The sequence below is a fragment of the Streptomyces pinistramenti genome (genome assembly GCF_020564935.1).
Lineage (GTDB): Bacteria > Actinomycetota > Actinomycetes > Streptomycetales > Streptomycetaceae > Streptomyces > Streptomyces pinistramenti.
The window spans coordinates 20,381-33,412 of record NZ_JAJCXB010000019.1; the positions used below are offsets into that span (position 1 = coordinate 20,381).

Annotated in this window: 6 protein-coding genes; 5 read left to right on the forward strand and 1 reads right to left on the reverse strand. The window is 73.1% G+C overall.

The genetic code is table 11. From position 1 onward, the window contains the following. Positions 1-254: 254 nt before the first annotated feature. The 5 genes from LIU39_RS15690 (at position 255) to LIU39_RS15710 (ending at position 10,325) form a co-directional block, all read left to right on the forward strand. Entirely contained in the window at positions 255-1,289 is a 1,035-nt protein-coding gene (locus LIU39_RS15690) for a TauD/TfdA family dioxygenase (protein WP_227047331.1), read from the forward strand. Further along, entirely contained in the window at positions 1,286-3,100 is a 1,815-nt protein-coding gene (locus tag LIU39_RS15695) for a non-ribosomal peptide synthetase (RefSeq protein WP_227047332.1), read from the forward strand. The genes LIU39_RS15690 and LIU39_RS15695 overlap by 4 nt, the downstream gene beginning before the upstream one ends. A gap of 120 nt (positions 3,101-3,220) precedes the next feature. Then, positions 3,221-3,997 carry a thioesterase II family protein gene (locus tag LIU39_RS15700; protein ID WP_227047333.1) on the forward strand — a complete coding sequence of 259 codons (777 nt, stop codon included), beginning with the start codon at positions 3,221-3,223 and terminating at the stop codon, positions 3,995-3,997. A gap of 73 nt (positions 3,998-4,070) precedes the next feature. Then, on the forward strand, positions 4,071-4,271 hold the full coding sequence (locus LIU39_RS15705) for an MbtH family protein (RefSeq protein WP_227047334.1): 201 nt from the start codon (positions 4,071-4,073) through the stop codon (positions 4,269-4,271). 30 nt (positions 4,272-4,301) lie between these two features. Continuing rightward, a complete protein-coding gene (locus tag LIU39_RS15710) occupies positions 4,302-10,325 on the forward strand; it encodes a non-ribosomal peptide synthetase (RefSeq protein WP_227047335.1) in 6,024 nt (2,007 codons plus the stop codon). A 59-nt stretch (positions 10,326-10,384) separates the two neighbouring features. On the opposite strand, the gene LIU39_RS15715 is transcribed toward LIU39_RS15710, so the two are convergent. Beyond that, the gene (locus LIU39_RS15715; protein WP_227047336.1) at positions 10,385-12,880 is read right to left on the reverse strand and encodes an AfsR/SARP family transcriptional regulator; all 2,496 of its coding nucleotides are present in this window, start codon (positions 12,878-12,880) and stop codon (positions 10,385-10,387) included. Positions 12,881-13,032: the final 152 nt, after the last annotated feature.

The following is a 13,032-nucleotide window of genomic DNA, read 5'->3' on the forward strand; positions in this document are numbered from 1 at the left end:
TGAGAGTTCCGGCGAATACTTTCCGCGCACCCGCCAGGAGCCCGGAAGGAATACGCATAAGAATGCGCCCGAAGGAATTCTGAAAGCCATCGAAAGGAACTGGAAATGAAGGAATCCCTGTCGCTGTTACCTCTCCCCGGCTCCGCGCGCGCCGCCGCCCTGCTGCCTCGGGGGCAGCACGACACCGGGTGGGGCGGCCGCACCGGGCGCAGGAGAAAATCCGTCGGATTCGGCACGAGAGGCAGGGGACGGTCATGAGTTCTTCCCGGTCCGTCACCGCGGACGCACCCGTGTGGATCCACGAAACCGGCCGGCCGGCGACCGCACAGGTCCCGCGGTGTGCCGACGCGGCGGAGGCGGCCGCGTGGCTGGTCTCGGTCCAGGCGGAGTTGCGCACGGCGCTGCACCGCTACGGCGCCCTGTATCTGCGGGGCCTGCCCGTCGAGGATGTCGACGACTTCGCGAAGATACGCGACGTCCTCGTCCCGCAGCGCACTCCGTACCGTGAAAAGGCCACCCCGCGCAGCAGTTACGGCAACGATGTCTTCTCCTCCACCGATCTGCCGCCGAACCAGCCGATCCGGATGCACAACGAGAACAGCTACACGCTGACCTTTCCCGGACTGCTCCTGTTCGGCTGCCTGACGGCGCCGGATGAGGGCGGCGCGACGCCGGTCGCCGACTGCCGCGAGGTGCTCCGCCTGATCCCGCCGGCGCTCGTCGCACGGATGCGCGCCGCGGGCTGGCTGCTGACCCGCACGTACTCGGAGCACATCTCGCTGGACTGGCGCACCGCGTTCGCCGCCGAATCCCGGGAGCAGGCCGAACGGTACTGCGCGGACAATCTCATCTCCTGCGAGTGGGATGCGTCGGACGGGCTGCGGACCCGGCAGTTGCGTCCCGGGATCATCCGGCATCCCTCGACGGGCGAGGAAGTGTGGTTCAACCACATGGCGTTCTGGAGCTCCTGGTCGCTGGACGAGGAACTGCGCGAGGCGTTGCTGGACGAGTTCGGTCCTGACGGGCTGCCCTTCGAGACGGGCCTCGGTGACGGCGAGCCGCTGACCCGCGACGAGCTGGATGCTGTCAACGCCGCCTACGAAACGGCGACGCGGCGCGCTCCGTGGCGGCCCGGCGACGTGATGCTGGTCGACAACGTGCTGACCACGCACGGCCGTGACCCCTTCCGGGGTGACCGCCGCATCGTCGTCGCCATGGGCGACCCGGTGGATCTCGCGGACTGCCGGCCCACCGTGTCCCCCGCCGCACGAGGGGGCCGGACGGCATGACCGAGCTCCTCGAAGGCCCCCGCCACACCGCACCGGGCCCCGCCACCGACCTGCTGGTCCGCTTCCAGCAGGCCGTTGCGGCCACTCCGGACCGCCACGCCGTCCGCCATCCCGACCCGCTGACCTTCGCCGAACTCGACCGGCAGTCCGCCCGGTTGGCCCGGGTGCTGGCCGGACACGGCGCCGCGCCCGGCCGGCACGTCGGGGTCAGCCTGCCCCGGGGCACCCGGCTCGTCGTCGCGCTGCTCGCCGTCTGGCGGGCGGGCGCCGCGTACGTCCCGCTGGACCCGGCGTATCCGCCGGAGCGCCTGCACGCGATGGCCCGTGACGCGGGTGTCGAGGTGGTGCTGACCGACGACGGCGGCCCGGCGTGGCCGCGCGACGTCCTCTCCCTCCCCGTCACGCTGACTCCGGCGGCCCCGGACGCCGCCGCGACGCCGCCCGTGCAGGTCCGCGCGCAGGACCCGGCGTACGTCATCCACACCTCCGGCTCCACCGGCGTCCCGAAGGGCGTCGAGACCACCCGCGGCGCGGTGGCCTCGCTCGTCGACGGTCTGGAGCAGGCGGGCATCTACGACGGGCAACACCGGGTGGTCGCCTGGAATGCCAGCATGTCGTTCGACGCCTCGGTCCAGCAGTGGGCCCGGGTGTGCCGGGGCGACAGCCTCGTCGTCCTGGACGAGGCGGAGCGCACCCAACCGGAGCGGCTGGCGGCGGTGTTGGACGAGCACGGTGTGCACGACCTCGATCTGACCCCGTCGCACTGGCATCTGCTGCGCGAGGAACTGCTCGCCCGCGCGGCGGCGGGGCGGCGGCTGCGCCTGTTCGTGGGCGGCGAGCCGGTGCCGGTGCACACCTGGCGGGAGCTGGCGGCGGAGCGGGAGGCCGGGCGGCTCGACGCGGTCAACCTCTACGGGCCCACCGAGTGCACGGTGGACGCCACCGCGGCCTGGATCGCGGGCCCGGCTCCGCACATCGGACGTCCCCTGCCGGGGGTGCGGGCCCACGTCCTCGACGCGGCGCTGCGGCCCGTGCCGCTCGGCGAAGAGGGTGAACTGCACCTCGCGGGACCGCAGGTCGCCACCGGCTATCTGCACCGGCCCGCGCTGACCGCGGCGCGGTTCGTCGCCGATCCGTTCGCCGCCGACGGCACCCGGATGTACCGCACCGGGGACCGGGTACGCGGCCGCGCCGACGGTTCCATCGAGTACCTGGGGCGCGCGGACCGTCAGGTCAAAATCCGTGGCTACCGCGTGGAGTTGGGCGAGATAGAGGCGTCGCTGGCCGGCCACCCCGGGGTGGCGGAGGCTGTGGTGACGCTGCACCGGAACGCGGCCGCCGGCGAGCAGCTGGCCGCGTACTACGTCGCGGCACCGGCCTCGGGCGACGGCGGTGCGGCCGCCGATGCCCCGGACGCCGACGCGCTGCGCGCCCATGTGGGCGCCGTTCTGCCGCAGTTCATGCTGCCGGCCGTCTACACCGTGCTCGATGCGATGCCGCTGACGGTGAACGGCAAGGTCGATGTCGCTGCGCTGCCCGCACCCGAACCGGCTCCGGTGGCCCCTGGCGGTGTTCCGGAGGGCGAGGTGGAGACACTGATCGCGGCCGTGTGGGCGGAAGTCCTGGGCCGGCCGCAGATCCGCTCCGACGACGACTTCTTCGCCATGGGCGGGCATTCGCTGATCGCGCTGCGGGTCGTGAACCGGCTGAAGAAGAAGTTCGGGGTCGCCATGTCGGCCCGCGAGGTCTACCGGCATCCGCGGCTCGACGATCTGGCCCGGCACGTCGAGAGCCTGCGCGCCGGCCGCTGACCGGCCCTGCCCCCGGCCACCGCACCCGTCGCCGCCCGCCGTTCCGGCGCCGCGGCCCGTGACGATGGCCTCGTTCCGCCGCGCTTCGCGGCACCGGACAGTCCCAGGGAGATGGCCACGATGGCCGGACAGCACGACACCACCGTCATTCGCATCACACCGCCCGACCACCGCACCGTACGCACGCTCGTCTGCCTGGGCTTCTGCGGCGGCGGCACCGGTCCCTACCACGCCTGGAGCGACAGCCTGCCTCCCGGGGTGGCCCTCACCGCCATCTGCTACCCGGGCCGGGAGGGCCGGTTCCTGGAGCCGTGCGCGAGCGACTGGGAGGAGCTGGCTGCCGACGCCACCGCCGCCGTGATCGCCGCGGCCGACGGCCCTTACGTCCTGTTCGGCCACAGCATGGGCGGCTGGATGGCGTTCGACGTGGCGACGCGGATCGAGGAGGCGGCCGGCCCGGCCCCGGAGGCTCTGGTGGTCTCCTCGTGCAATGCGCCCGACCGCGGGCTGACCCCGCGGGACATGTTCCCCGCGCGTCAGGACACCGACGCACAGCTGCTGGACTGGATGAGCTCCAACGGCCTGCTCCCCGGGCACGTCCTGGCGGATCCCGGTCTCCAGGAGATGGCGGTGGAGCTGATGCGCGCCGACATCCAGGTCCGTGACACCTTCCGCTACCTGCCGGGCACCACGGTGAGCGTGCCCGTGCAGATGCTCTCGGCGACCGATGACGAGGTCATCGAGCGGGAGGCCGGAGAGCAGTGGCGCCGGGTCGCGCGCGGCGCGTACCGGCACGACGTGCTGCCCGGCGGCCACTTCTACACCCCCGACATCTGGCGGCAGCTGCCGGTCCACATCGCGCCGCTCACCGCGCCCGATCCGCGCCTCACCGTCTGAGCCACCGGCCCGGCTCTCCCCGCGTCCTCCGTTCCGTCTCCCGGCCGCGTCCGGCGGCCCGAAAGGACTCCCCGTGTCGAACCCCTTCGAAGACCCCGAGGGCACATATCTCGTCCTGGTCAACCAGAACCGGCAGCACTCCCTCTGGCCGGAGCACCTTGAGCCTCCGCAGGGCTGGACGGTGGCGCACGGCGCCGACGGCTACCAGGCGAGCCTCGACTACATCGAAGAGCACTGGCGGGATCTGTCGCCGCAGCCCACCGCCGGCCACTGATCCATCGCACAGATCCGAGGGAGGAGCACCATGTCGCACACTCAAGGCCCTACGACCGCGGAGCGGGCCGCCGGCGGTGTCGGGGGGCAGAACGGTCACGGCCGCACGGACGGCGAAGGGCGCGGGCCGCGGTCGATGCGGGAAGAGCTGCTGTGCGAGCTGTTCGCACGGGTCCTGGACGTACCGGCGGTGGGCGTGACGGACAACTTCTTCGCCCTCGGCGGCCATTCGCTCAAGGCCGCCCAGCTGCTGAGCCGGATCCGCGCGGTGCTGGGTGTGGAACTGGGTGTGCGGGAACTGTTCGGCGCGCCGACGGTCGCAGGGGTGGCGGAGCTGCTGGAGGCCGGGACGACGGCCCGTCCGGCGCTCACAGCCCGGCCCCACCCTCCTGTCCTGCCGCTGTCGTTCGCCCAGCAACGCCTGTGGTTCCTCGACCGCCTGGAGCAGAGCCCCACCTACAACGCGCCCTTCGCCTTCCGTCTCGACGGCGTCCTCGACACCGACGCCCTGCAAGCCGCCGTCAACGACGTCGTCGCCCGCCACCCGGCACTGCGCACCGTCTTTCCCACGCACAACGGGGAGCCCCGTCAGCACGTCCTGCCCCCGCAGGAGGCGACGGTGAAGGTGCCCGTGGTGCCCTGCACGGAAGAGGACCTGTCGACCCTCTTCCACGATGCCGCGTTCACCCCGTTCGATCTCGCCACCGATCTCCCGGTGCGGGTCACCCTGTTCACCACCGGCCCTGACGACCATCTTCTTTTGCTGACGTTGCATCACATCGCTGCGGACGGCTGGTCCTTGACCCCGCTGCTGCGCGATCTGTCCACCGCCTACCGCGCGCGCCGCACGGGGGCAGGACCCGACTGGGAACCCCTCGCCGTCCAGTACGCCGACTACACCCTGTGGCAACGCGACCTGCTGGCGGACGTGGGCCCCACCCAGACCGGCTTCTGGACCGAGGCGCTGCGCGACCTGCCGGCGGAACTGGCCCTGCCCGCCGACCGGCCGCGCCCGGCAAGGCCCACCCACTCCGGCGGCCTCCTCTCCTTCCGGCTCCCCGCCGACCTGCACGGACGGCTCCGCTCCCTGGCCCGCGACCACGGCAGCACGCTCTTCATGACCCTCCAGGCCGGCCTCGCCGCGCTGCTCACCCGGCTCGGCGCCGGCACCGACATTCCCCTCGGCACCGCCACCGCGGGCCGCGCCGATCATGCGCTGGACGAGGTCGTCGGCTTCTTCGTCAACACCCTCGTCCTGCGCACCGACACCACGGGCGACCCGACCTTCGCCGAACTCCTGAGCCGGGTCCGGGAACACGATCTGGCGGCCTTCGGCCATCAGGACCTGCCCTTCGAGCAGCTCGTGGAGAAGGTCAACCCGGAGCGGAGCACGGCCCGCCACCCCCTCTTCCAGACCATGCTCACCCTCCAGAACACCACCGGAGCCGCCCTCGACCTCCCCGGCATCACCCCCGCATCCGAGCCCCTCCGCACCGCCCCCACCAAGTTCGACCTGGTCTGGAGCTTCACCGAGGAACAGGGCGACGACGGCCTCGCGGGCATCTGCGGCATCCTCCAGTTCGCCACCGATCTCTTCGACCCGGCCACCGCCGAAGCCCTGGCCGTGCTCCTCACCCGGCTGCTCGATGCCGCATCGGCAGCGCCGGACGCCGCCATCGGCTCGCTGGAGATCTTCGCGTCGCCCGAGCAGGAACGGACGCTGCTGAGCCGGACGGACGCGCACCGGCGCCGGGCCCGCGACGGCGGTGCCGCGGCCGGCGGTACCGGGCGGGACGGCGCCGGCGAGGCGCAGCGCCCCCGGTCGGTGCGCGAGGAGCTGCTGTGCGAGCTGTTCGCGCGGGTCCTGGACGTGCCCGCGGTGGGCGTCACGGACAACTTCTTCGCTCTCGGCGGCCATTCCCTGCTCGCCACCCGGCTGCTGAGCCGGATCCGCGCCGTGTTCCACGTCGAACTGGGTGTCAGGGAGTTCTTCGGTGCACCGACGGTCACCGGGGTGGCGGAGCTGCTGGAGCGCGGAGCGACGGCCCGCCCGGCGCTGGCCGCCCGGCCGCGCCCGCCTGTCCTGCCACTGTCCTTCGCCCAGCAACGCCTGTGGTTCCTCGACCGCCTGGAGAGCGGCCCCACCTACAACGCGCCGGTCGCCTTCCGCCTGCACGGCACCGTCGACACCGACGCCCTGCAGGCCGCCGTCAACGACGTCGTCACCCGCCATCCGGCGCTACGCACCCTCTACCCCACCCACAACGGCGAACCCCACCAGCACATCCTGCCCCCGCACGCCGCGACGGTGAAGCTGTCCGCCGTCCCGTGCACGGAAGAGGAGCTGCCCGCCCTCTTCCACGACGCCGCCTTCACACCCTTCGACCTCGCCACCGACCTGCCCCTGCGGGCCACCCTCTTCACCACCGGAACGCACGACCATCTTCTTCTTCTGACGCTTCATCACATAGCCAGCGACGGCTGGTCCCTGACTCCCCTCCTCCGCGACCTCTCCACCGCCTACCGCGCCCGCCGCACCGGCACCCGTCCCGCCTGGCGTCCGCTCACCGTCCAGTACGCCGACTACACCCTGTGGCAACACGACCTGCTGGCCGACACGGGCGCCGCGCAGACCGACTTCTGGACCGAGGCCCTGCGCGACCTGCCACCCGAGATCCCCCTCCCCGCCGACCGGCCGCGCCCCCCGCAGCCCACGCACACCGGTGGACTCATCCCCTTCCAGCTCCCCGCCGACCTGCACGGACGGCTCCGCTCCCTGGCCCGCGACCACGGCAGCACGCTCTTCATGACCCTCCAGGCCGCACTCGCCGCCCTCCTCACCCGGCTCGGCGCCGGCACCGACATCCCTCTCGGCACCCCCACCGCGGGCCGCACCGACCACGCCCTCGACGAGGTCGTCGGCTTCTTCGTCAACACCCTCGTCCTGCGCACCGACACCTCCGGCAACCCCACCTTCGCCGAACTCATCGGCCGGGTCCGGGAACACGACCTGGCCGCTTTCACCCACCAGGACCTCCCCTTCGAGCAGCTCGTCGAGAAGCTCAACCCGGAACGGACCGCGGCCCGCCACCCCCTCTTCCAGACCATGCTCACCCTCCAGAACACCACCGAGGCCGCCCTCGACCTCCCCGGCACCGCCGCCACCCCCCAGCCCTTCCACTCCGCCCCCACCAAGTTCGACCTCGACTTCGTCTTCACCGAACGCTCCGGCGCTGCGGACGCACCCGGCGGCGTCGACGGCCTGCTGCACTACGCGGCCGACCTCTTCGACCACGCGACCGCCGAAGCCCTGGCCCGGCGGCTGCTGCGCCTCCTCGACGCCGTCAGCCACTCCCCCGGCACCCGCATCGGGTCGGTGGACCTGCTCTCGTCCGACGAGCGGGTCCGCGTCCTGGAGCGATGGAACGACACCGCCAGGCCGCTGCCGGACGACCGGCCGGCGCACGAGGTCTTCGAGGAACACGCACGCGCCACCCCCGACGCCACCGCGGTGGCCGACGTCGAAGGTGCGCTCACCTTCCGGGAGTTGAACACCCGGGCGAACCGGCTGGCCTGGCTGCTGCTCGGCCAGGGCATCCGGCCCGAACAGCGGGTCGCCACCCTGCTCCCCCGCACGGCCCGGCACCTGGTCGCCATGCTGGCCGTACTGAAGGCGGGCGGCTGCTACGTGCCCGTGGACCCGGAGTACCCGCCAGAGCGGATCGCCCTGATGCTCGCCGACGCCGCGCCCTCGTTCCTGCTGACCGACACCGCGACCCTCCGGGCCACCGATCCGGTCCTGCCGGACGACGTGCCCGCGCCGCAGGTGCTGGCCCTCGACGACCCCGGCACCCGGCAGACCCTCGGCCTGCACCCCCTGGTCGACCCGCAACGCAAGGACCGGCCCGTACCGCTGCGCCCCGACCACCTCGCGTACGTCATCTACACCTCGGGATCGACGGGGAAGCCGAAGGGCGTGGCGGTCGAACACCACAGCCTGCGCAACCTGCTCCACGCCCACCTCCACGAGGTCTTCGCGCCCCAGCGGGCAGCGGCGGGCGATCACCGCATCCGGGCCCTGGTGACCGGACCGCTGACCTTCGACTCCTCGTGGGAACCGGTGCTGTGGCTGCTGGGCGGCCACGAACTGCACGTCGTCCCGGACGAGATCCGCCGCGACCCCGAGGCGATGGCCGAGTACATCGAGGCCGCCGCGATCGACTACATGGAACTCTCGCCGACGTACTGCCGGCAGCTGCTGACGGCCGGGATGCTGTCCGAAGAGCGCTCCTCGCGGCCCCGCATCATCGAACTCGGCGGAGAAGCCGTCGACCAGGCCCTGTGGACCGAGCTGCGGGGCACACCCGGCATCGAGACCTTCAACACCTACGGACCGACCGAATCCACGGTGTACGTCTCGCACTTCGCCGCGGCGGAACACGAACGGCCCGCGATCGGGCGGCCGTTCGGCAACATCCGGATGTACGTCCTGGACGCCCAGTTGCAGCCGCTGCCCGCCGGAGTGACCGGCGAGCTGTATCTGGCGGGGGCCGGCGTGGCCCGTGGCTACCTGAACCGGCCGGGTCTGACCGCGCAGCGTTTCGTGGCCTGCCCGTTCGGGGAGCCGGGCGAGAGGATGTACCGGACCGGGGACCTGGCACGGTGGCGGGCCGACGGAGTGCTGGACTACCTGGGTCGCACCGACGACCAGGTGAAGATCCGCGGCTTCCGGATCGAGCCGGGCGAGGTGGAGTCCGTGCTCGCCGCGCACCCCACGGTCGGCCACGTCACGGTCGTCGTCCGCGAAGACCGGCCGGGCGAGCGCCGCCTCGTGGCCTACGTGGTCCCCGCCGACGGGAGCAGGACCGACGCACGGGAGCTGCGCGCCCACGCGACGCGGGCCCTGCCCCGCCACATGGTGCCGACGTCCTTCGTGTCCCTGGACGCACTGCCGCTGACCTCGCGCGGGAAGCTGGACCGGCGCAGGCTTCCGGCCCCGGACGACGCGGCGGCGACGGAACGGCGCGGTCCGCGGACGGTGCACGAGGAGCTGCTGTGCGGGTTGTTCGCCCAGGTCCTGGACGTACCCGCGGTGGGCATCGACGACGACTTCTTCGCGCTGGGCGGCCACTCCATGCTCGCGACCCGGCTGATCGCGCAGGTACGCGCGGTGCTCGGAGCGGAGCTGAGCATCCGGACGCTGTTCGACGCCCCCACCGTCGCCGGACTGGCCGAAGAGCTCACGCGGGACACGGCCGGCGACGACTCCCTGGCCGTGCTGCTGCCGCTGCGCTCCGCGCAACGGGCGGGCACGGCGACCCGGGTCCTCGGCACCACACCGCCCGAGCCGCTCTTCTGCGTCCACCCGGCGGCGGGCATCAGCTGGGTGTACTCGGGGCTGCTCCGCCACCTGGCCCCCGACCAGCCCGTATACGGCCTCCAGGCGCACGGGCTCACCGACCCCCAGGCGGCTCCACGGAGCATGACGGAGATGGTGGAGGCGTACCTCACGCAGATCCGGTCGGTGTCACCGGAAGGACCGTACTCGCTGCTCGGCTGGTCGTTCGGCGGGATCGTCGCGCACGAGATGGCGGTACGCCTCCAGGAGGACGGGCAGGAGGTGCGCTCGCTCGCCCTGATGGACTGCTACCCGCCGGCACCGGCCGACTGCGGGCTGCCGGGAGCGGAAGAGGAAGATGCGGAGGAACTGCGGCGGGCGTTGTTCGACTCGCTCGGACACCGGCCGGACACCGCGAGCGGGCCGCTCGCGCTGCTCGGGGAACAGGGCCTGGCGGCCATGGTCCGGGTCTTCGCGCGCAACAGCGACCTCCAGGACGGCTTCGTGCCGCGGCGGTTCCGGGGCGATGTCCTCTTCTTCGAAGCCACCGATGGCCCGATGGCGGGCAGGCAGCGGCCGCAGGACTGGCAGCCGTACGTCACGGGCCGTCTCGCCTCCACTCCCGTACGCGGCACCCATGGTGAGCTGACGCGGCCGGACCAACTGGCGCAGATCGGGCCGGTACTGGCGGACTGGTGCACCCGCCGAAGGGGATGAGCCGCACCGGCCGGGCGTGCGCAGCGGATGGGCGCCCGGCCGGCCGCCCCCGGCCGGGGTCACCGGCCGGGGGCGGTCGCCGCGGCTCCCGCATCCGTCCGCGGTGCGCGCGTCCGGCGCAGACCAACCGCCTTGTACGGACGGCCGGTCGCCTCCCCTTCGACGGAGCCGGGCGCCGGGCCCCCGTAGGTCCCGGCCCGGTCGATGCCGGCCGGCCGCACGGTGTTCTGGAGCACCGGCGGAACGGGCCGGTGGCCGCCGGGGACCGCGCCTTCCGGCGCTTTGCGCGGCGGGGCCGGTGCCTCGCCTGCGCGGCGGTGGCGGTGGATCAGCTCGGCAGCGCGGCGGGCGCGGTCCACCACACCGGGCCGGCAGTGCGCCTGCGCGGCCCGGACCAGGGCGGTGGCCGCCGGTGCCAGCACCCCGAGGGGCAAGGTGTCCCCGAAGCAGGGCAGGAGCGAGAGAGCCTCGACCGCGAGCGCCACCGCCCGCGCGTCCCCGCCACCGGCCACCTGCCCGGCCACCGCGGCGACGGTGGGCAACGCGTCCCGGATCCACGTCGCCGCCGCTCCGGCCGCCGCGTCCTCCGCTGCCGGCAGCCGGGCGCGCTGCCGGCTGCCCGGCGGCCGGGATTCCTGGACCGCCCTGGCGATGCCGGTGCGCAGGAAGCCGGCCGCCCTGCGGAGGACCTGGCGGTGCTCCTGCTCGCTCAGCTCGGCCCTGGCCACCGATCGCGCGTACGCCGCGATCAGGTCGTGGTAGCGGTAGCGACCGGGCGTCCCGGGCTCCAGCAGCACCGCGTCGACCAAGGATTCCAGTACAGTCTCCGCCTCCCGTTCCGGCAGGCCGATGACCGCCGCCGCCCCCTGCACGCCGAACTCGGCGCAGTGCGTGAGGGACAACGCCAGGAAGGCGCGGGCCTGTTGGGGGGAGAGCAGGCGGTACGACTGCTCGAAGACGGCCTGGACGGTCAGCTCTCCCGCCCGGAGTTCGCCCAGCAGCCTGGTGTCGTCCGACATCCGGGACAGCAGCGTGCCGACGCTCCAGGCGGGCCGGAGCGCAAGCCGGGCGCCGAGCGCGCGCAGTGCCAGGGGCAGGTGGCTGCCGGCCGCGGCGAGTTCGGCGACGGCGGCCTTCTCCTTCTCGATCCGCCGGGCACCGGCGATCTTGCCGAGCAGTGCCACCGAGTCCTCGGGGGCGAGCCCCTTCAGCGGTACCTTGACGGCGGCCGGCATCGCCGCCAGGGCACGGGCCGTAATCAGTGCGGCGCACCGGTCGGCGCCCGGGAGCAGCGCCCCCACCTGGGCGATGTCGGCGGCGTTGTCCAGCACCACCAGTACGGCACGGTCCGACAGCAGGGTGCGGAACAGCGCCGCCCGGTCGCTCACCGCGCGCGGCAGACGCTCGTGCGCCACGCCCAGCGCGGTGAGGAAGCCGGCCAGGACATCGGCCGGGTCGGCGGCCGCTCCGCAGGGCGAGTGCAGGTCCGCGTACAACTGGCCGTCAGGGAAGGACTCCATGACCTGGTGTCCGGCGCGCAGCGCGAGCGCCGTCTTGCCGATGCCGCCCATGCCGGTGATGACCGCCACGGGATGAGCGGTGGGCCCGCTCAGTGCGGCGACCAGAGTACGTATCTCTTCATGCCGGCCGGTGAAGTCACAGGGAACGGAGGGGAGTTGGGCGGGTACCGGCAGCCCGGGAGCGAGCTGCTGCGCGGCGGCCGAGGGGCCTGCGGCGGCACCGGGGACGGCGAGGAGCGTGCGGTCGCCCGTCAGGATCGCGGCGTGCAGTTCATCGAGGTCGGGCCCGGTGCCGACGCCCAGCTGGTCGGCGAGGGCCCGGCGGACGCGGTCGTAGGCCAGCAGGGCGTCGGCTCTGCGTCCCGACCGGAACAGCGCCAGCATCAGTGCGCCGTGCAGCCGCTCCCGGTACGGGTACCGCTCCAGGGCGGCGTGGATCCCGGGCACCGCCTCCTCGTGCCGTCCGCACGCCAGCAGCAGTTCGAGGTGGTGTTCCACCGCGGAGGCCCGCTGTTCGGACAGGGCCCGGCGCTGCTCCTGCGCGTAGGGGCCGGGCAGTCCCGCGAGCGCCGGTCCCCGCCACAGGGCGAGCGCTTCCTGGACGGTGGCGCAGGCGCGGGCGGGATCGCCGCTCGCGGATTCGCGCCGGGCCCGGGCGGCGAGCCGGCCGAACCGCAGCGCGTCGACCCGGTCGGGCGGCATGCGCAGGACGTAGCCGTCGGCCGTGGTCCCGATGACGGCGGCGCCGCCCGTTTTGCCGCCCTCTTGAGCGTCCGCCTGGCTGAAGTGGGCCCGCAGTCGGTGGACGTAGTTCACGATGACCCGCCGGGCGGAGGCCGGCGGATCGTCGGCGTAGAGACCGTCGACGAGTTGGTCGAGAGTCACCAGGCTTCCCGCCCGCAGTGCCAGTGCCGCCAGCACGGCCTGCGGCCCCGGGGCACCGGGGCGGCCTGCCGCGCCCTGGGCCGAGACGTATTCGACGGGGCCCAGCAGGCGTAAATGACCCGCTTCGCGTATTGCCGACAACTGTGACATCGCCCATATATATCAACCCGTCACGTGAGTCCCACTGGTTCCATACGGCTGGGGACGCAGGGCCGGGACAACTGCCGGTCATCGGTCGGTAACCCTGCGCGCCAGGGGGCCGCACCGGGCCATCCGCGAACACCGGCCGGAAGCCATCGACG

Bases quoted from the DNA above. Each gene is read 5' to 3' on its own strand.
- LIU39_RS15690 (WP_227047331.1), top strand. From the start codon at position 255: ATGAGTTCTTCCCGGTCCGTCACCGCGGACGCACCCGTGTGGATCCAC.
- LIU39_RS15695 (WP_227047332.1), top strand. From the start codon at position 1,286: ATGACCGAGCTCCTCGAAGGCCCCCGCCACACCGCACCGGGCCCCGCC.
- LIU39_RS15700 (WP_227047333.1), top strand. From the start codon at position 3,221: ATGGCCGGACAGCACGACACCACCGTCATTCGCATCACACCGCCCGAC.
- LIU39_RS15710 (WP_227047335.1), top strand. From the start codon at position 4,302: ATGTCGCACACTCAAGGCCCTACGACCGCGGAGCGGGCCGCCGGCGGT.
- LIU39_RS15715 (WP_227047336.1), bottom strand. From the start codon at position 12,880: ATGTCACAGTTGTCGGCAATACGCGAAGCGGGTCATTTACGCCTGCTG.